This is a genomic window from Candidatus Poribacteria bacterium, from assembly GCA_028820845.1.
Lineage (GTDB): Bacteria > Poribacteria > WGA-4E > WGA-4E > WGA-3G > WGA-3G.
Genome location: JAPPII010000082.1, coordinates 28,042 through 47,025 on the forward strand (window position 1 = coordinate 28,042; position 18,984 = coordinate 47,025).

The 18,984-nt window shown below is 48.0% G+C and carries 17 protein-coding genes; 8 read left to right on the top strand and 9 right to left on the bottom strand.

Going from position 1 to position 18,984, the window contains the following annotated elements; genetic code table 11:
- The first annotated feature begins 5 nt into the window (after window positions 1-5).
- The 3 genes from OXN25_16395 (at window position 6) to OXN25_16405 (ending at window position 4,939) form a co-directional block, all read left to right on the top strand.
- A complete protein-coding gene (locus OXN25_16395; GenBank protein MDE0426432.1) occupies window positions 6-959 on the top strand; it encodes a hypothetical protein in 954 nt (317 codons plus the stop codon).
- Between the two features lie 15 nt (window positions 960-974).
- A complete protein-coding gene (locus OXN25_16400) occupies window positions 975-2,234 on the top strand; it encodes an ATP-grasp domain-containing protein (GenBank protein ID MDE0426433.1) in 1,260 nt (419 codons plus the stop codon).
- A 101-nt stretch (window positions 2,235-2,335) separates the two neighbouring features.
- The gene (locus tag OXN25_16405) at window positions 2,336-4,939 is read left to right on the top strand and encodes a T9SS type A sorting domain-containing protein (protein ID MDE0426434.1); all 2,604 of its coding nucleotides are present in this window, start codon (window positions 2,336-2,338) and stop codon (window positions 4,937-4,939) included.
- A 69-nt stretch (window positions 4,940-5,008) separates the two neighbouring features.
- On the opposite strand, the gene trpS is transcribed toward OXN25_16405, so the two are convergent.
- The 4 genes from trpS to OXN25_16425 form a co-directional block, all read right to left on the bottom strand.
- Entirely contained in the window at window positions 5,009-6,004 is a 996-nt protein-coding gene (trpS, locus tag OXN25_16410; GenBank protein ID MDE0426435.1) for a tryptophan--tRNA ligase, read from the bottom strand.
- Between the two features lie 39 nt (window positions 6,005-6,043).
- Window positions 6,044-6,748, bottom strand: a complete 705-nt coding sequence (locus tag OXN25_16415; protein ID MDE0426436.1) for a Uma2 family endonuclease — start codon at window positions 6,746-6,748, stop codon at window positions 6,044-6,046.
- 125 nt (window positions 6,749-6,873) lie between these two features.
- A complete protein-coding gene (locus OXN25_16420; protein ID MDE0426437.1) occupies window positions 6,874-7,701 on the bottom strand; it encodes an SAM-dependent chlorinase/fluorinase in 828 nt (275 codons plus the stop codon).
- Window positions 7,702-7,705: 4 nt separating this feature from the next.
- On the bottom strand, window positions 7,706-8,506 hold the full coding sequence (locus OXN25_16425; protein ID MDE0426438.1) for a sugar phosphate isomerase/epimerase: 801 nt from the start codon (window positions 8,504-8,506) through the stop codon (window positions 7,706-7,708).
- Window positions 8,507-8,685: 179 nt separating this feature from the next.
- Between OXN25_16425 and mqnE the strand changes: the two genes are divergently transcribed.
- Genes mqnE through OXN25_16440 form a run of 3 tightly spaced genes read left to right on the top strand, consistent with a single transcriptional unit; the run spans window position 8,686 to window position 11,157 of the window.
- Window positions 8,686-9,822, top strand: a complete 1,137-nt coding sequence (gene mqnE, locus OXN25_16430) for an aminofutalosine synthase MqnE (GenBank protein ID MDE0426439.1) — start codon at window positions 8,686-8,688, stop codon at window positions 9,820-9,822.
- Complete coding sequence (locus OXN25_16435) at window positions 9,801-10,640, top strand: menaquinone biosynthesis protein (protein ID MDE0426440.1); 840 nt, start codon at window positions 9,801-9,803, stop codon at window positions 10,638-10,640. The genes mqnE and OXN25_16435 overlap by 22 nt, the downstream gene beginning before the upstream one ends.
- 13 nt (window positions 10,641-10,653) lie before the next feature.
- Window positions 10,654-11,157, top strand: coding sequence for a Fur family transcriptional regulator (locus OXN25_16440; GenBank protein MDE0426441.1), 504 nt, complete (start codon window positions 10,654-10,656; stop codon window positions 11,155-11,157).
- A 93-nt stretch (window positions 11,158-11,250) separates the two neighbouring features.
- On the opposite strand, the gene OXN25_16445 is transcribed toward OXN25_16440, so the two are convergent.
- Window positions 11,251-11,397, bottom strand: a complete 147-nt coding sequence (locus tag OXN25_16445; protein ID MDE0426442.1) for a hypothetical protein — start codon at window positions 11,395-11,397, stop codon at window positions 11,251-11,253.
- 118 nt (window positions 11,398-11,515) lie between these two features.
- Between OXN25_16445 and OXN25_16450 the strand changes: the two genes are divergently transcribed.
- Window positions 11,516-11,908, top strand: a complete 393-nt coding sequence (locus OXN25_16450; protein MDE0426443.1) for an iron-sulfur cluster assembly scaffold protein — start codon at window positions 11,516-11,518, stop codon at window positions 11,906-11,908.
- 5 nt (window positions 11,909-11,913) lie between these two features.
- The gene (locus OXN25_16455) at window positions 11,914-12,237 is read left to right on the top strand and encodes an iron-sulfur cluster assembly accessory protein (GenBank protein MDE0426444.1); all 324 of its coding nucleotides are present in this window, start codon (window positions 11,914-11,916) and stop codon (window positions 12,235-12,237) included.
- A gap of 197 nt (window positions 12,238-12,434) precedes the next feature.
- Here OXN25_16455 and OXN25_16460 read toward each other — a convergent pair whose 3' ends face one another.
- The 4 genes from OXN25_16460 to OXN25_16475 all read right to left on the bottom strand — a co-directional run bounded on the left by OXN25_16460 (window position 12,435) and on the right by OXN25_16475 (window position 18,926).
- On the bottom strand, window positions 12,435-13,193 hold the full coding sequence (locus OXN25_16460) for a sugar phosphate isomerase/epimerase (GenBank protein MDE0426445.1): 759 nt from the start codon (window positions 13,191-13,193) through the stop codon (window positions 12,435-12,437).
- Window positions 13,194-13,219: 26 nt separating this feature from the next.
- Window positions 13,220-16,864 (bottom strand): AAA family ATPase, encoded by a 3,645-nt coding sequence (locus OXN25_16465; GenBank protein MDE0426446.1) that lies wholly within the window; start codon window positions 16,862-16,864, stop codon window positions 13,220-13,222.
- A complete protein-coding gene (locus OXN25_16470; protein MDE0426447.1) occupies window positions 16,861-18,081 on the bottom strand; it encodes an exonuclease SbcCD subunit D in 1,221 nt (406 codons plus the stop codon). The genes OXN25_16465 and OXN25_16470 overlap by 4 nt, the downstream gene beginning before the upstream one ends.
- 308 nt (window positions 18,082-18,389) lie before the next feature.
- Window positions 18,390-18,926, bottom strand: coding sequence for a hypothetical protein (locus OXN25_16475; protein ID MDE0426448.1), 537 nt, complete (start codon window positions 18,924-18,926; stop codon window positions 18,390-18,392).
- Window positions 18,927-18,984: the final 58 nt, after the last annotated feature.

Below are 18,984 nucleotides of genomic sequence, written 5' to 3' on the forward strand. Positions count from 1 at the left end.
TATAAATGGGCAACCGGATATTTGATAAACTCGCCGACTCGGAGTTGCTTGCACGCAGCCCGATCCTCGTCTTCGCCGCGGACCCACTCGCATCCGCTGGGATTCAAGGACTCGGACAAGTGCAACACCCTAAACCTCACTACCGAACACACGCTGAGTTTTTGCAACTTCAACGCGACCTCGCCGCTGATGGACAGTTAGATGGACTCTTGATGACCCCGGCTGATGCAGAAACCCTCGCACTCGAAGAGAACCTGTTTGAAAGCACACCGATTACACCGATCGTCCGAATGAACTCAGAAACAGCCATCTGGAACCCACGGTTCGGGGTCTATACCTCGCGGCTGTCGATGCCATTTCAGACGGTCTTCCCTGAAGACATGCAACGCTATTGCGAGGCATTGATCGGGCCCGCACTTGAATGCCGAGTTAACCTGGGGTTGTACTCCATCACACTCAACAACGACCCGATCGCTGATGAGCGGATGCTACAGGCATATATACAGTTTGCACACGTTGTTGGTGAGATTGAGGGTTTTGACCATCTATTAGAGGTATTTTTACCAAACATTAAATTACCAGGAATGGACGATGAAAAACGGGGTATGTACGTCGCCGACTCCATTGTTCGCACGATGAGTTACCTCCGCAAACACCAGCGTCCGCGCTTTATCAAAACCGCCTACACAGCATCAGAGGTCTGGAGTGAGTTATGCCAATTTGATACCACATTGGTCATCGGTGCCTTAGGTGGACCTCGACAAAACGCACGTAGCACATTTGCTTTGGCGCACAACGTTGTCAGCAATGGGGGACGCGCAATCCTATTTGGACGGACTATCTTCGGTGAGGACGCACCTGTCGGCTTCGTGCAATGTCTCCGACGGGTCCTTGATGGCGAATTGGAGCCGCAAGATGCCCATGCGGAATATCAAAAAATCCTCCGATCGCGGCTATAACCCCGAGGTCTCTAAATGCCAGAACGCGCCTCAGAGAAACCGCGTATCCTTCTTTTACTTCCGACGCGAACCTACCGAGCAACCGATTTTCTCGCTGCCGCTATGAAACTCAATGTAGAGGTAGTCGTTGCCTCAGAGGAAGCCGCTACAACCGCAGATGTATCGCCTCGCGATTCGCTTGTGTTTGATTTCAGTACGCCAATCGCCGCAACACAGACGATCACCGAATTTGCTGAAACACATCCAATCACTGCCATCGTCGGCGTTGATGACGATACCACCTTGCTCGCTACAATTGCAGCAGCGACACTCGGACTTCCACACAACCCCATTGAATCTGCCAAAGCCACGCGCAATAAGTACCGCTTACGGCAGACACTTGCAAAAGGGGGTGTTTCATGTCCAAGGTTCAGACGTTTCTCAATCCATGACGATCTTATCAAAATCACTAACAACGTTGATTTTCCGTGTGTTATTAAACCGCTCTCTCTATCTGCAAGCCGCGGAGTCATTCGAGCGGACGCGCCGTGTGAATTTACTGATGCCTTCGAGCGCATCACAACACTTCTCCAAACTTTGGAAACGGAAGCAGACACAGACACTGCGTCTTCATATTCGGAGGTATTGGTCGAAGATTACATCCCCGGCATAGAGGTAGCACTTGAAGGCATTCTTTTGGATGGGGAACTCAAGACATTGGCACTGTTTGATAAACCTGACCCACTTGAAGGACCATTTTTTGAGGAGACGCTTTACATCACGCCTTCGCGTCTATCGTCCGAGGTTCAGAATGAACTACAAAGCGCGACCGCAGAAGCCGCCGCTGCATTAGGACTCCGCCATGGCCCCATCCACGCTGAATTACGTCATAATACAAAAGGCGCGCACCTCATTGAAATCGCTGCCCGGACGATTGGTGGGCTATGCGCACGCACGCTGCGATTTGGCACTGGCATGTCGTTGGAAGAACTTGTCATCCGACACGCAATTGGGCAGCACGTGGAAATGCTTCATCGGGAGCAACAGGCAGCGGGGGTGATGATGATACCTGTTCCGAAGGCGGGGATTCTTGGTGAAGTACGTGGCACGTCTGCAGCCCGCAAGGTAGACGGTGTTACGGAAGTCAACATCACAATCCCTATTGGTGGTGAAGTCGTCCCGTTGCCGGAAGGCGCACGGTATCTCGGTTTCATTTTCGCCCGCTCGGAAACACCAGAGGCAGTTGAGGCAGCACTCCGTGAGGCGCATTGTCGTTTGGAATTTGTGATAATGTAAAGCAAAATTCTATTTTTTATGATTTTTTATCCCTTTTGTGTTATGGTAAAAAAATTGTAAGTAGCAACTTAGATTCGATTACGAAAAAAGGAGAAATTTTAATGAAAAAATTATTTTCATTCATCCGTTTCAAGTCTATATTTGGACTTTTTTTTATCTTCACCCTACTCACCACTTCGACTTTATACCTACCAAGCAGCTTCGCCCAAGATTCCCCACAATGGCATCTACCTGAAGGTGCCACGGCACGACTTGGTAAGGGCTGGTTATATGACATCCAGTATTCGCCCGATGGCACCCGGCTCGCAGTCTCTGGCTCCCTCGGAATTTGGATATATGATACAGCAACCGATGAGCCCCTTGAACTCTTTACCGGAATTAAGTATGGTATTCCTTCCATCGCCTATACCCCAGATGGAACTATCCTCGCAGGCGGCGGCAACGATGCCACCATCCGCCTCTGGAATACAGCAACGGGAGAAATGTTGCACACCCTCACGGGCCATCAGCGAAGTGTCCGCAGCGTCGCTTTTAGTCCTGACGGCAGCATGCTTGCCAGCGGCAGTCGAGACAATGACGTTAGACTCTGGAATCCCGACACAGGCGAACTAATCAATACTTTAACAGGACATACAGAAGGTATTTCCAGCATCGCTTTCAGCCCAGATGGTAAGACGCTCATTAGTGGTAGTAATGACGATACCGTCCGGGTCTGGAATGTAGAAACAGGTGAACTTCAGCACACATTGATGGCGCATCAAGATGATGTCTACAGTGTGGCTTTCAGTCCAGACGGTAAGACATTGGCAAGTGGAGATTTGAGCGCGATCATCAACCTATGGGACCCTGCGACAGGCGTGCATAAGATAACACTCACAGGGCATACCTCAAGTATCTTCGATATAAACTTCAGTGATGACAGCAGTTTGCTTGCCAGCGCAAGTGAAGATGACACCGTGCGTTTGTGGCACGTCAACACAGGTGCCCATATAAACACCTTCGTCGGACACACAGCTGATGTGTATCGAGCTATTTTCGCACCAGATGGGCAGACACTCGCCACCGGTGCCTGGGATGCATCTATTCGCTTCTGGGACCTCCGTACCGGAAAACAACTCAAGACTATCAGTGGACACACGGATGTCGTTTTAAGCGTTACATTCAGCGCAGACGGCAGCACCTTAGCAACACGCAGCTGGGATAAAACCATCCGCCTCTGGGATGCAAACACCGGGGAACTCAGACATACGCTTATCGGACATCAGGAAAATGTAGACGTCGTTGTGTTCAACCCCGACGGCAGCATCATTGCAAGTGGCAGTCAAGACAATACCGTCCGCCTCTGGAATGCCGAAACAGGGGCACTCCTGAGGACCCTGAGAGGGCACAGCTCTTACCTCATCAGTCTCGCCTTTAATGCTGATGGAAGCATGTTAGCCAGTGGCAGTGAAGATGATACAATAAGCATCTGGAATGTCACAGCAGGCACCCACATCACCACGCTTTTCGGACACGAAGCCGGCGTTGAGACACTCGCCTTTAGTCCCGACAGCAGCAAACTTGTCAGCGGCAGTCGAGACGATACAATACGCATCTGGAATGTAGAAACCTACGAAATCTTGCACACCCTTACTGAACATGAAGACGACGTGGTGAGTGTCGCCTTGAGCCCAGACGGAAATACTTTCGCCAGTGCAGGCAGAGACAGGACAATACGCTTCTGGAATATAGAAACCGGGGAACTTCAAGATACACTACTGGATGAAGAGAATCAAGCGACAAGTGTCGTTTTCACACCTGATGGTAGAGTCCTTGCCAGTGGAAGCAGTGACACCACCATCCGTTTGTGGGACGCGACCATGGGCACGGAACTGATCCTATTAGATGGACATACGTGGAATGTCACAACTGTGGCGGTCAACTCCGAAGGATCCCTACTGGCAAGTGGAAGCTTTGATGGCACAGTGCTATTGTGGAATCTAACACTTGCACGAGAAACCGGGGAACTCTTAGCAGCACTCGTGGATGACCTCTTAGGAGATTTAAACAATGATGGGACTGTCAATATCCTTGATCTTGTCCTCCTCGCATCGCGTTTCGATGAAACAGGGGAAAATGAGGCAGACCTAAACAAAGACGGGATCGTCAATATACGAGACCTCGTACTACTCGCAGATGCATTGGGCGGTGCTGGAGGGGCATTTCTGGCGAACGCATTGGAAGGCACCGGTGCCGCACCCGCACTGCAAGCCAGTTCAACCGAACTGTTGACTGCAGCTGAGGTCATGAACTGGTTGAGCCTTGCTAAACAAGAAGGCTCCTTGGACGCTCTTGAAACCGGGCTCCCCAAAGGACTCTCCTATCAAAGAGGAATCCAGGTACTGGAACGGCTCTTGGAGCTGCTGGTACCGAAAACAACAGCACTCTTACCCAACTATCCCAACCCGTTCAATCCTGAAACGTGGATTCCCTACCAATTGGCAGCACCTGCAAATGTCGCCATAACCATCTATTCGACGAATGGACAGTTGGTCCGGACACTCCAATTGGGACATCAAGCAATGGGTGTATATGAAACCCGGAGCCGGGCGGCACACTGGGATGGTAGGAATGAATTTGGCGAACAGGTCGCCAGTGGTGTCTATTTCTATGTGTTGACGGCAGGGGACTTCTCTGCTACGCGGAAAATGTTGATACGGAAGTAGAACATCTCTGTAGAAAGCAAATTTCACTTATTTGGCGAGGTAGCAATGCAACGCTGCCTCGCCTTTCGTTTAAGGACTCACCCCAACGGCTTTACGCACCTTTGCTAAAATCGGGACTGCGATATCGCGTGCTTTTTTCCCACCCTCTTCAAGTACCTTATCCAATTCATCCGGATTGTCCATCAACGCATTATACCGGTCGCGCTTGTCAGAAAACGTAGCCTCTAACAACGCGAACAGCTCCTTCTTCATCTCACCGTATGCGAGTCCACCGTTGAGATAGAGTTCCCGTTTCGCAGCAACAGCGTCCGCATCAGCGAAATGCTGATAGATTGCGAAGACGTTACATTCATCCGGGTCTTTCGGATCCTCTGGCAGTTTGGAATCGGTTACAATACGCATAACGGGTTTGCGCACTTGGTTCGACGGTGCGAAAATCGGGATGACGTTGTTATAACTTTTGCTCATCTTTCTGCCGTCGATACCAGGGATCGTCATCACCTCTTTCCGAATCACGGCTTCTGGAATCGTCAAGATATTGCCGTAATTCCCGTTGAAAGTGAGTGCAACATCGCGCGTAATTTCGAGATGTTGCTGCTGGTCGAGTCCGACAGGAACAATGTGGGTCCCGTAGAGCAGAATGTCTGCTGCCATCAAAACCGGATAAGTGAAAAGTCCAGCGTTGATGTTTTTATCCTCTTCGCGCCCCTCTGCGATGTTGTCATCAACGATCGCTTTATAGGCATGTGCGCGGTTGAGTAAACCCTTTGCTGTGAAACACGCCAACACCCACGACAACTCGAACACCTCTGGAATGTCCGATTGACGGTAGAAAATTACCTCATCCGGGTTCAACCCCAACGCCAACCACGTCGCTGTCGCTTGATGGGTTAGATATACTAACTCTTTCTTGTTCCGGACAGTCGTGAGTGCGTGATAGTCTGCGATAAAGTAGAGTGCCTGATATGTTTCGGCAAGTTCCAGTGCAGGTTTAATCATACCGAGGTAATTCCCGATATGCGGCTGTCCTGTCGGTTTAATACCTGTTAAAGTTATCTGTCTCAATTGATGAGGTGCTCCTTTTTAGGCTGCAGCTTGCTGCTGTTACGTGCCTTCTTTCAAGCGGGCGAGTTCTTCTTGGAGACGGGCAAGTTCGGTTTCAGCACGTTCAGCACGTTTTCTATCACGTGCAGCGCGTGCGTTCGCTGCCTCCTCTGGGGTCTGCAACCACTCCTCTGTTGTAGGGTTGTAAATGCCCAAACCATCGGCGAGAAAACAAAAATCCAACCCTAAAATCTCTGAGCGAATCCCACCGTCAGCGTTCGGTGAGATCTCAATATACTCGCCACCAACCAGCCGAAACCCAATTAACGGTGTCGGGAGATAACGTCTATCAACATCACATAGGAAGTATTCCGGAATCCCAAGTTCAGCGTAGAGTTCCTTTTTTCGCACTAAGTCGGTCTGAACAGTGCCTTTGCTCGAAAACTCTATTACCAAATCCGGAGGCTTCCCTTCCTCCCATATCTTATAGGTGCGTCGGGGTTTCTTACCAACCCCGAAAGTGACGAGTATATCGGGTGAGACGGCTTTTGGCGGTCTCGAGTCTTCATAATACATCATGAGGTTACCGGAAATATAGACATCCGGCACCCCAGCGAAGTAGGCTCTGAGAATATGCCGCACGCGAATTATTGCATCAATATGAAGATCGGTTTCAGCCATAGGTTTCCCATCCGATTCAGGGTAGAGATCCGACGCTTCGGTCGGCGCGTAAGGGGTTAAGAGTGTGTTTGGTCTGGTTTCCATCAGTACTTCTCCTTTCCCGAATGTCCCTGGTAGAGATATACGTTAAGTATACCCAAAAAATCTGCGAATGTCAAACCATTCTATAGGCAGCAATTCCCAATCACACCACCTAAATGCACCAACATTCAATGCCGATGAACGATAACAGAATCCTCACGTTTCAGTCCTAAACGTTCGGCGGCATCCCCACCATTTACAGCAATCTCTAATAGTCCAAAGCTTCCGATAATTGCCAAAGGTTCACCGATGTCAGATTCAGCATAAGCACGGTTCAGCCGCTTCAGCTGCACATCTCCTATCCTAATTTCATAAACAGAAACTTCTGAGGTAGGACCGTTTTGCCAGTGATTCAGCACACCTTCTGAAATATTTGTGACTGCATTCCCAAATGCGTCGATTTTGACAATTTGTCCGATTATCGTGTCTTTAGAAACTTGTGGTGTCGGAATCGGAAGGCGAACGAGATCTTGCACGGATGGACCGAAGTCCGCAAGAGGCACACCCAGCGATAAATGTGCAGCAACAGGAGCGAAAATATCCCGACCGTGGAATGTTTGGCTCACCTCTGGCAAAAAATAGTCTCGGTTTTGAATCGCCACTACATTTCCCGATTGCGCTTCTTCATTCTCAGTCCCTTGCAGCAGATAACTCAATATTCCATTATCAGGACAGACGAAAAATGCGCCGTCTGTTTGGCAGATTATCGCCCGTCGGTCACTCCCTACCCCCGGGTCAACGACGACAGTATGAATCGTGCCTTTCGGAAAGTAGCGAGGCACTGAATGGATTAAGAAGGCGGCTTCATGAATGTCCTGTGGTGGAACAGCATGTGTGATGTCAACGATCTGCACACTCGGGTTAATACCGAGGATGACACCTTTCATAACCCCAACATAAGCGTCACTCGTGCCGAAGTCGGTTGTTAAGGTAATGATACGAGGCGGGCTGTTCATCGGATTAGAGGTTTTCTTGCATCCAGGCAAAACTTTTCCGCTGACCCGTTCCGTCGTTCTCTCTACCCTCGTATTCACAACACCAGACACCGTCATAACCGGCTTCTCTCAAACACCGAATTGCCTTTGCGAGATCTATCTCACCTTCACCAAGTGCCTCGCCGCGATAGTCAGCGCGCGAACCCGTTCCATCTTTCAAATGCGTGTGGAGTGTGTAAGGTGCGACGATTTCATAATACCTGCCAACTGTCTCTAAATCGTGTCCTGCCCAGCGGTAGTTCATCGTGTCCATATTCGCACCGACATACTTGGAACCGACCCGCTCAAAGAGTTCCACCTGCAAATCGCCGTCATTTGTAACAATGCCATGATTGTCCACCGCCAAATAAACCTCATCCCGTTCCGCGAATTCGAGGCATCGCGTGAGGCAACCCGCCATCGCTTCAACCCAACGGCTCTCTGGAACGGCATCCTTCGCTCTCCCACCTTCTGTACGCAGGATAGAAGTGCCAACGAGTTTCGCAAGTTTCCCAATGCGTTCCATGCGCTCAACCTCAGCACAGATGGCATCTTCCTCAAGCAGGACGAAATCGTTCCCGGCAGCAAGGGCAGAGACTTGTAAGCCATAACCCTCAACCTGTGCTCTCACAGCTTCGGCATTTTTTTCAGGATCAGCGGTCTCCGAATTCCAGACAGTTCCTACCTGAAGTTCAACGTACCTGAATCCCGTCTCACTTGTGAATTTCAGAAAATCGTCAAGTGATTTGCTTGCGTAATTATAGTGAATAAGCCCTAATTTTGACATAAATCCTTCTTCCTCTCTCTGAGAAAAGTTCTGGCGAAAATCGTAAGTCGTGTTAAAAGACTTGCATTTTTTAAAGGTATTGTGCTATAATACTTTCACTATGAGACAAGTGTCAAGATTTTTTTTCTTACCACGGAGCGAAGCAAAAAATATTGATGATCGATCAGGAATAAAAAGTAATGGAGAACTATAGTCGTTTTACAGACCCCAAACTGCCTGCTATCTATGAAAAAGTCCAAGCAGAGCAGCGCCTCTCTTTTGAGGAAGGGGTTTCGCTTTATGAAAGTCCAGACATTACTGGCGTTGGATTTATTGCAAACTCTATGCGTGAACGCTTAAACGGGAACGTCGCCTACTACAACATCAACCAACACATCGATTATTCAAATGTCTGTATCCTCCACGCTCGATGCCACTTTTGTGCATTTGCCCGAAAAAATATGCAGACCGAAGGGGCGTGGGAGATGAGCGTTGACGAATTTTTAGACAAGGCGATGTACTCTATAGAACAGGGATGTACCGAAATCCACAGTGTTGGTGGGTTACACCCGAAGCTGCCATTCGACTACTACCTCGACATCATCCGAGGTCTCAAAGAACGGATGCCACAGGTACACCTCAAATTTTTCACAGCCGTTGAAATTCATCACTTCTCACGCATCTTTAAGATGTCAATAGAAGAAGTCCTCACCCAATTACGGGAAGCAGGTTTGGATTCGCTGCCCGGAGGCGGTGCTGAAATCTTCGCAGAAGAGACCCGTGAGAAAATCTGTCCCGGCAAATTAAGTGCTGAAGGTTGGTTAGAAGTTCACGATATAGCACATCGCCTCGGAATTGCTACCAACGCAACAATGCTCTACGGACACCTTGAGACAAACGAGGACAGAGTTGACCATTTCATCAGGCTACGGGAGCAGCAGGATAAATCTGGTGGCTTTGTGACCTTCATTCCATTGGCGTTCCATCCGCTGAATACCCGAATGGCATACCTGCCCTCAACAACCGGGCTAACAGATATTCGGAACATCGCCGTTGCGCGCCTTATGCTCGATAACGTCCCCCATATCAAAGTTTACTGGATTATGACCGGTTTGAAGACCGCACAAGTCGCACTCCGCTTCGGTGCAGACGATATTGATGGCACGGTAACCGAGGAGAAAATCACACACATGGCAGGCGCAGACACGCCAGAGGCTGTTTCTGTTTCCCAACTAACGCACCTCATTGAAGAAGCCGGCTTCGTGCCTGTCGAGCGCGATACACTTTACAACGAAATTATTCGAGAGGGGAATCAGTGGTACCGAAAAGCCGCATAAGGGTAGGCGCAGTTTCGTTTCTGAATACCAAACCGCTTATTTACCCCCTTTTGAACAAAGAGATTAAAACGGATATTGCCCTCAGTGTTGATGTTCCGAGTCGTGTTTCAACACTTTTAAGTAAAGACGAATTGGATGTCGGACTGATTCCGATTGTCGAATATTATCGTGCGAATCCGTCGAATACACCTTACTGTATTCTACCAGATATATCAATCACATCACACAGCAACGTCCGAAGTATCCAATTGTTTAGTCGTGTGCCAGTTCAGGAGATTCGACGCATTGCACTCGATACGAACTCGCGTTCCTCTGTCGCGCTGCTGAAAATTCTACTCGCTGAAAAGTATAAAATTTCACCAGCATTCATCCCGTGCGCGCCAACGGTAACGCCACGTGCGGCTCTTGAAAACCGTCAAGACCCGCCTTTTGAGGCAGTCCTGCTCATCGGAGACGCAGCACTCAGGCATCTCGGTTCGACGGAGTATAGCATTGACCTCGGTGAAGTGTGGTATAAGTTTACGGGGCTACCCTTTGTCTACGCCTGCTGGGTTGCAAGGCAAGAAGTGGATCTCGGTGACTTACCACAAGTGCTTCTTGAATCAAAGGAACGTGGGACGGCACAAATACCCGAAATTGCACGGATTGAAGCGAAAAAATTGGGACTACCGGAAACGCTCTGTCTCGCCTATTTGCAAGATAGCATCAAATACGATCTGAACGAAGATGCGATCGCAGGCATGGAACTCTTTTATAAATATGCGGTAAAAAATGATCTCGCACCGCCGTGCCGTAGTCTCTCTTTTCACGCCAACTGAAAGGGGACGGAAAATGCAGCCTGCCAACGACAAATCTACGCTTGATCCTGAGTTCATAACGCAGTTTGAAGACTACCTTAAAAGTTGCGGACTCCGTTTGACGCAAAAGCGATTGGATATTTTAAACCAAGTTTTTGACTATCCAGGCCACTTTCAAACAGAGGACCTCTTGGTTCAGATGCGCCGAAACGGATACTTGGTGTCCCGTCCAACGATTTATCGGACACTGCCCTTACTTGTAAAAAGTGGATTATTGACTGAATTCATTGACGCACAGAAGAACACTCGCTACGAAAGTATCCATTCTCTCCAAGAACACGCCCATCTCATCTGTCTGCGGTGCAATCAGATTGTTGAGTTTAAAGAACCACGAATTGACGCATTGCAAAAATCGGTGTGCGAGGCACATCAATTTAAGCCAGTGCGCTTCCGTAATGAGATCATCGGTCACTGCGCCGAATGCCAAGCCGAGTTAGAATCAAAAACAACAGACACGGACCAGGAAACTACTGTTTAAGTCGCCCCCACGTTGTTGTCAGTAACCCTTCCGGTTGGACTGGTAACTTCTTTGCCTCCGCCTTTTCATAATCATCATCGGTAGGTTGATACTCTAAGTCGCTTGACCAGCAGAAAACGTCGTATCACCTTTTCCATTTTTAGAGACCTTGAATTCCTCCACGGCAAAACTTGTAAATGGGTACATCAGCAGAAAACAGACGGCTAAACCGAATGGTAAGTGATATTTCTGAAGCATCATGGATCCCTCCATATTTTCTTTTACTATCAGTGTAAAAGAATTAGGATGGAATTGCAATCATAAAAATTTGACAAGCGTCTGAAAATGTTGTATAATTGCAAAAACAGACTTTTTCCGAATGGCTTATGGGCTATGTCCAATGTATACGCCACAGGTAATTGAACACTACGAAAATCCGCGCAACGTTGGGACGATTACCGATGCCGACGGCGCAGCTACTGTCGGTTCTCCTGCCAACGGTGAGATGCTAAAGCTAACACTTAAAGTAGCCAACAACGTGATTGTTGCGGCAAAGTTCCGCGCCTTCGGATGTCCGACTGCTATCGCAAGTACTTCTGTCCTTACCGAAATGGTTATGGGTAGCAAGGTTTCAGAGGCACTTCAAATTACTGCCATCCAGATTTCCGAGGCATTGGGTGGGCTGCCAGAAGATAAACAACGTTACGCGGGAGCTGCTGAGGAAGTCCTAAAAACAGCAATCGCCGATTTTATGTCTAAAACGGAGGTATAAGTACCATGATTAACGTCACAGAGTCTGCCGCAGAAAAAGCCATCGCACTTATTAATAACAATGATACCGAATCCGACCTCGGTTTACGCATGCAAGTCGTCGGTGGTGGTTGCTCTGGTTTCCAATACAACCTTGAATTCGGCACAGCAAAAGACACCGACAAGGTGTTTGAATTTCACGGCTTGAAGGTCTTTATCGACCCCAGGAGCACGCTCTATCTCGCCGGGTCGGTGCTTGACTATAACGACGGTTTGATGGATTCAGGGTTCAAGATTACGAACCCGAACGCACAGAATACGTGCGGTTGCGGTGAGTCATTTAGCGTTTAATAGGACTTACGCAGAATGCTTTTTTGTAGCATAACCTGTTAGGTTGTGCATTCCAAAGGAAACCGTGTTCGTCCAAGCATTTCCATCTAACAGAATGCCTTACGGTCAAAATTGCGTAAGTCCTGGTTTAATAGCAGTCAACAATCAGCAGTTAGCGGTCAGGAAGAGAATCTGAAAGCCGACTGCTGATAGCCGTTTTACAATGTTTTGTATAATTCCGCATGCCGTTGGAGCACAGCATCCGAATCCGGCGGATTGATAACCTCAATAGAAACGTACCCGTCATATCCATCTTGTGCAAGGAGCGTCAACGAATCCCTTTCCGTGTCTGGCAGCGGTCCACTGTCCCCGAAATTGACGTGTGCGTGTCGCACCTTACCGCGTAGATGCACATAAGCGACACTTATAGGTTCTCCGTGGCGAACGTGATGCGCTGCGTGCCAATTCACAAAAGTATTTTTCGCTGCTGCTCGGTGTATAGTTTCCGCAACCCAACTCCCAATCAGGTTGCCGTGTGTTTCCAAACAGAGCGCAACTCCAGCATCACCTGCCAAACCATCACACGCGCGAATCCCTTCTGCTTCCCAATCCAGTGTCTGAGACACCTCAACCGGGGTTTCCGGCACCCGATCCCCAAAAATACGGATATTCTTTGCCCCCATCTTCTCGGATAAATCAATATACCGCTTGAGCAAATCCACTTGTTCGGCGCGTTTACTGGCATCTGGATCAATGAACCGACACCCCGTAGCGATACAAGAGAGATCAATGCCGCTATCAGCAAGCCGAGCGCGTGCTTCTTGCAACTGCTGTGCGGTCGAATCTAATTCCACACCGTGTCCATGATCCCACTCCACGCGGAGTTCCAAGTGTTCATAGTTGTAGTGTTTCGCTTTGTCAATCAGTTCCGCCATCGTCAACGGCGGACACACAGACGACATAAAACCAAATTTCATTATGAAACCTCCAATTTTGTTATAAATTAACCTTGAACCTGCACAGACGAACTACCGTCCCCACGTTTCCTAACATTAATTTTGACAGGTATCCGTCTTGTCAACTCCTGAACATGGCTGATGAGAAAGATGCTGCGTCCCTGCATGCGGAGTCCCTCCAGTGCAGAGATAGCAACGTCGAGCGTCTCTCTGTCAAGCGTGCCAAAACCTTCATCAAGAAACAGCGAGTTGAGCTGCGCACGCCCGCGACTCAGATCCGCTAAGGCAAGTGCCAAAGCGAGACTCGTCAGGAATGATTCTCCACCAGAGAGGGTCTCAACAGGACGTTCTTCGTTGGCATTCCAGCGATCAATGACACTCAAATCGCCGATAGTCTCAACTTTAAGTTGGTAGCGCTCTGAAGTAAGATATTTTAACTGCTCGTTTGCCAAACTGCCCATCTGCCGAAACATAATCTCCAAAGCAAAATCGCGTAGATCGTTTCTGGGGATTGTTTCTTGTAATCTTTTCCAACGCATCAATTCTGCTTCAGCCGCCGCTATTTCACCACCAAGAGCCTCTCGTTTTTCAAGTGCATCTTTCAAGTCATCAATTCTCTGCTGTTGCGCCCCAACTTCTTGCTGCTTTATCTGAAGATGTTCCCCAATTTCTTTCGCTTCGGCCTCAATCCGCGCCAACGCTTTCGGATCAAAGGGTGTTTCCTCAAATCGTCCTTTCAAGTCGGCGATTGTTAACTGGAGTTGTTGTTTTTCATCCTCATGATCAGTAATATAAGCGGTTATTTCTTGCAATTGCACATCGTCTCGGAAGGCGTTGTCTTGCGCTTCCGGTGAATCAAATCCTGCCATCTCTAACTTATCGAAGTAAGTCTTTTGTGCCCTTTCAAGTTTTTCAGCGGCTTCTTTATGCTGCCTTTCGGAAATCCCGTGAGCAGTCTGCTTTTGAGTGGATAGATTGATACTCTCCTGTAATTGCTGTTGCGCCTCATCGCGTTCATCTTCTTTCGCCTGCAGTTCCACTTCTAACTTATCAATAGCGGCATCAATCTCAGCTTCCGTTTCCAAACCACCCGTCTTCCCACGAACGGTGTCTAAAAGCCTTTTCCCTTCGCGTCGGTATTCGTCTATTTCATCTTGTAAGTTTTCGCGGTTATCGGACAAACTTTTCAGATCACGTCGATCTGTTTCAATGTTAGCGTTAAGCAGCTTAAGGTCGGTCTCTGCAGTATCCAGTTTATCCTTGCGCGTCTCAACTTCCTCAATTTTTTTGTCAAACTGATCCACCGCCACATCTGGCGTAACACCGTGGAAAGTCTCCGGCAGGAATTCCCAAAAACGCTCCTCAATAGAATCAACGTCAACTTGCAAATTGGAAACGGTATTTTTCACATCTTGCAACTGTTTTTCGGCTTGGTTCAGAGATTTCTCCTCACGGGCAATGTCAGTTTCACAGGTCTCAAGTTGCTGTGCTACCATATTGTAAGCATGCGATGCTGTTGTCTGGGCTTTCTCGGCTGTTCCGAGAGCTGCAATAGCGGCATCCGCACTTTCAATCTGTTCAGCTGTCCAGTGGGATGAAATATCTTCATCCGGGTAAATCCCCTGCCACTCCGCGAGGCGTTCTACCTTATCGTCCTGCAGCGTCTCTATTTTGAATTCGCAATCCTTAATTTGCTGATTAGTATTATGTCTATTTTGTTGCGTTTGCCCCTGTTTCACCTTCAAAGCCTGCATCTGATCTTGGGCAGTTTTAGCCTCGGCCCTCGCGCCTTTTAAGGCATTCTCAGCATTCTGCAGTAGGTTATCGTCTTCAGATTCCGCAATATGAACAAAGGAATGATCTGTTGATCCACATACCTGACACGGTTCTCCCGGTTGAAGGCGTTGTCGAAGTTTATTGATAGGATTTGCCAAAAGTGCCAACTCTCGTTTTTCTTCACAGCGTTGGACTGCTTCTGCCGCGCGTTGATATATTCCCTCGCGTTCCGCCAACTTTCCATCAATCTGCTCAAGCTCTGCGTCTAAATCTGCCTTTGCTTCCTTCAGTTGACGCAAACGGCCTTCAGCATCCACCAAATCATTTTCCGCCGTTTCATATTTCTGCGCGACCGGCAATGCTTCGCTCGCTTGCTGTTTCTGAGTGATCCATTCCTCGCGGGTCCCAACTGCCAGAAGTTTGTTCAATTCAGCGGTAGCCGTTTCCAATATAGACTTCGCATTGGTCTTTTCTGCAAGTCGCTCTTCACGAATTTCGGACAATTCTTTAATTTCATGTTTCAGTGACACGATTTTCTTACCGTGATCTACTTCGTTTGCCAATGCCGTTTCCAACTGCTTCTGTTGTGAATCGAGTTGTGTGGAAAGAACATTTGCTTGAGTGAGACGGTGCTGCCTGTCTGATGGAAGTGGATTCTCATCCAAAAAGGTTTGCGCGTCTTTAATCTGTTTCTGTAACCCGGTTTGCTCAGTTTCTTTGTTGGCTAACTCGTCCGAAAGCGTGTCAATCTCATCATTCAAATCCGACAATTTTGGAGTCCGATTCTCCGCTTCAGCAAACTGATTGGTGGCCCGTCCTACATCTAATTTAGCATCAGCATAAACATCGGTTTTCTTGATATGTGCGGTTGCTGCTATCTGATACGCTTCTTCTTTTCTGTCAAAATTGGCTTTGTCTGTTTCAACTTGCTTTTCCGCATCCGTTTTCTCAGCCGTTGCTGTATCGAGTGCTTCCTTTGCTTTTTGAAGATCGGATTTTGCAGCATCATACATCTGTTTCTCAGGACGGAGACGTTCAGCACGTTGGGCATTTTCCAATTCTGCTTGGAGGGCATCAATTCCTTGCTGCTGACCTGAGAGTTCTACTTGACGCTCTTCTGAAAATTGGAGTTTCTCATAGTCCTCTTTACGCTTTGTTTCCCGAATCTTCTCCTGTTGAATTTCCCGGCTTTGTGTCTCTAAGAGATTGGCTTCGTTTTTCAATCCGTCAAGTTCTGTCTCTGCTGCCCCAAGTTGATCAGGAGAGGCTTCCGGGATTTTTTCTATTTCCGCAACGACATCGGCATTTGCCGCCTCAACCTCGGCAACCTTTTCATTTAACCTATCTTTCAATATCTCATAGATATCAATCCCCGCCGTTGCTTCCAAGATCGTGCGTCTATTTTCCCTACTCGCTTTCAAGAAGGCGGCGAACTCACCTTGTGCTAACATGACAGAACGTCTGAAAGCACCAAAATCAAGTCCCAAGAGAGATTCAACCTCCTCGCTCACTGTCCTTTGGCTTGGACCGAGTGCCTTCCCTTTACCACTCAGTCTATCGCTGATGACTTTACCATCCTCCGCATAAGACAATCGCACCTCTGCAGCACCTCTACGCCTAATGGACCAAGAGGCGATATAAACTGTTCCCTTTGCTATAAAATGTACTTCAGCAAATCCTTCCTTTTCACCATGGCTGATAAGATGCCTCGGATGCTGACTCCCCGTTCCACTCAAGCGCGGTGTTTTTCCATAGAGTGCGACGCAAATCGCGTCTAACAACGTCGTTTTCCCCGCACCCGTTGGACCGGTAATCGCCACAAGGGACGTATCGCCTAATAACGGACCTTCAAAATCAATATCTATTTCTTCACGAAAGCTGTTTAGGTTCTTAAGCTTGAGTCTACATATTTTCATTCAGTACCCTCAACCATCTGGATTAATTCACGAAAAGTTTGTGTCAAGGTTTTATCAGGCGGCTCCCCATCAAATTTCCTTTTGTGAAATTGTTTAAAGATTTCTTCGGGACGTTTCATATCTTCAATAGGGATTTCCAATCCGCGTGTCATTTCCGCTGATTCAATCTCAACACTCAGGACTTCCCCGCCTTGCTCACTGAACGCTTGGCGCACTTTATCATTAATCCCCGTTTGCGGTTTGTTTAATTTCAGTTTAACTTGGATATACTTCCCATCCCAAGCCTGTGTCCGTGCGTCCCAGAGAACAGAGTCTTCATCTCCCTTGACTATACACAATTCCTTGAAGACAGGAATCTCAATAGCCTCATCTCGCACCAATGTTCCGTTATCAGATAACTCCAGCAGCCGCACCGCTTTAGAATAACCCGTTTCGTTGAATCTCAGTGGAATCGGTGAGCCTGAATATCGGATTGGGTAATCAGTGCCGTTAATTGTTTGTGGTCTATGGAGGTGCCCCAAAGCAACATAATTCACATCTTCAGGAAAATCGGGGGCATGGATAGCGGTCGCGCCACCAATCTGGACATTTCGCTCAGAATCGGTTATTGTTCCACCTTGAACGAAGAGATGTCCCATCAAAATCTTTGGAAGCTCCGCTGGCATAGCCGAAACACAATCAGCATAGAACGATTTGAGCCGTTCTCGATACCGTTCATTCCTTTCTATCTCTGTCTCATAGGAAACATGTGGAAGGTCTGTTTCGGTCAGATAAGGGACAGCCGCAACCATTACGCGCGGATTGTCGGGTGGAAAGGGTAACACACATTTGGGAACCTCATTTGCCAGACCGATGACGTGAATCCTGCCCATTTCCAGAAACTCGCGTGGAGCCTCCAAGTGTCTTGCAGAATCGTGATTGCCTGCGGTGATGACCGTATAGGTATCGGTTTTATTAAAAAGACGGTAGAGGAATCGATAGTAGAGGTTGGTTGCCTCTGCTGATGGGAGGGCAGTGTCAAAAATATCTCCTGAAACGAGGAGAAGATCAACACCACGTTGCTGAATTGTTTCAAGGAGCCAGTCGAGGAATTGTTTGTGTTCGTCAAGTCGGGAACGTTCGTGAAGTCGTTGTCCAATATGCCAATCGGCTGTGTGTATAATTTTCATAGTTGCTGTCTGTTTACCACTCTTTACGGAGTTTTCGGTAGATTTCATAGATATTATCCTAACAGATTTTAAATCTATTTTCAAGCAGATTCACATAAACACATAAAATTTTTGGCTCATGTAAATAAGGTATGTCCAATATTTTATACGTTGTAGTAAACTATGCTCATGGTAATATCCTTAGGACTTACGCAGAATGTTCTTTTGTAGCATGATGCACGTCGCATGAATCAACGGTATGAATGCCTTATTGGCATTCACCGGGGCGAGTACGCCGCAAACCTGTTAGGTTGTGCCACCAGAATGCTTGTGTTTTTTCAAGTATCTCTATATCACAGATCGGTCTACGGTTAAAATTACGTAAGTCCTAATCCGTAGAACGTTACGAGGTTTTTCGTTGCACAATGTCCATAAGCGGCAAGCGTCCCCGAACCGTCGGTTTCCCATTTCAAGTCAGACTTTGACGCTTCCGCCCGGTTGCTATCGCACATCGGTATCGGAAAAGAATCTACAATAAACACGTCTGACTTGGGTAAAAACTGCGTCAACGTCTGACGGATACCTTCACTGGCTTCCCAGAGATTGCGGCTGCGTCTATTGAAACGCGACCTTTCGGGTAAGCACGGGAAAACGGTTTTCAATTCAGTTTTCAACCGAGGATACCCCGCGTGTTCGCTATCCGCACCGATGTATTCAAGCAGCCATGCGATCGTGAGAATATCGGCATCCGGACAGTCGGGGGTGGGCCCGGGGCTACGGGTCTCGGCATTTGGAAAGTGTGCATCATAAAGCGTTTTCATCACTGGCTGAACGACCCCCGCAACCTTTAGGAGCGTGCGGGATCCATTTTTCAGTTGCAACGCATAGCGTTCTAAAGTATACTGTAATTTCATCCTTATTAGGACTTACGCAAAATTAGAAAATGAGTTGATATATTCTCAGTCGTCGCTT

Bases quoted from the DNA above. Each gene is read 5' to 3' on its own strand.
- OXN25_16395 (MDE0426432.1), top strand. From the start codon at position 6: ATGGGCAACCGGATATTTGATAAACTCGCCGACTCGGAGTTGCTTGCA.
- OXN25_16470 (MDE0426447.1), bottom strand. From the start codon at position 18,081: ATGAAATCTACCGAAAACTCCGTAAAGAGTGGTAAACAGACAGCAACT.
- OXN25_16400 (MDE0426433.1), top strand. From the start codon at position 975: ATGCCAGAACGCGCCTCAGAGAAACCGCGTATCCTTCTTTTACTTCCG.
- OXN25_16455 (MDE0426444.1), top strand. From the start codon at position 11,914: ATGATTAACGTCACAGAGTCTGCCGCAGAAAAAGCCATCGCACTTATT.
- OXN25_16460 (MDE0426445.1), bottom strand. From the start codon at position 13,193: ATGAAATTTGGTTTTATGTCGTCTGTGTGTCCGCCGTTGACGATGGCG.
- OXN25_16465 (MDE0426446.1), bottom strand. From the start codon at position 16,864: ATGAAAATATGTAGACTCAAGCTTAAGAACCTAAACAGCTTTCGTGAA.
- OXN25_16475 (MDE0426448.1), bottom strand. From the start codon at position 18,926: ATGAAATTACAGTATACTTTAGAACGCTATGCGTTGCAACTGAAAAAT.
- mqnE (MDE0426439.1), top strand. From the start codon at position 8,686: ATGGAGAACTATAGTCGTTTTACAGACCCCAAACTGCCTGCTATCTAT.
- OXN25_16440 (MDE0426441.1), top strand. From the start codon at position 10,654: ATGCAGCCTGCCAACGACAAATCTACGCTTGATCCTGAGTTCATAACG.
- OXN25_16425 (MDE0426438.1), bottom strand. From the start codon at position 8,506: ATGTCAAAATTAGGGCTTATTCACTATAATTACGCAAGCAAATCACTT.
- OXN25_16415 (MDE0426436.1), bottom strand. From the start codon at position 6,748: ATGGAAACCAGACCAAACACACTCTTAACCCCTTACGCGCCGACCGAA.
- OXN25_16445 (MDE0426442.1), bottom strand. From the start codon at position 11,397: ATGATGCTTCAGAAATATCACTTACCATTCGGTTTAGCCGTCTGTTTT.
- OXN25_16420 (MDE0426437.1), bottom strand. From the start codon at position 7,701: ATGAACAGCCCGCCTCGTATCATTACCTTAACAACCGACTTCGGCACG.
- OXN25_16450 (MDE0426443.1), top strand. From the start codon at position 11,516: ATGGCTTATGGGCTATGTCCAATGTATACGCCACAGGTAATTGAACAC.
- OXN25_16405 (MDE0426434.1), top strand. From the start codon at position 2,336: ATGAAAAAATTATTTTCATTCATCCGTTTCAAGTCTATATTTGGACTT.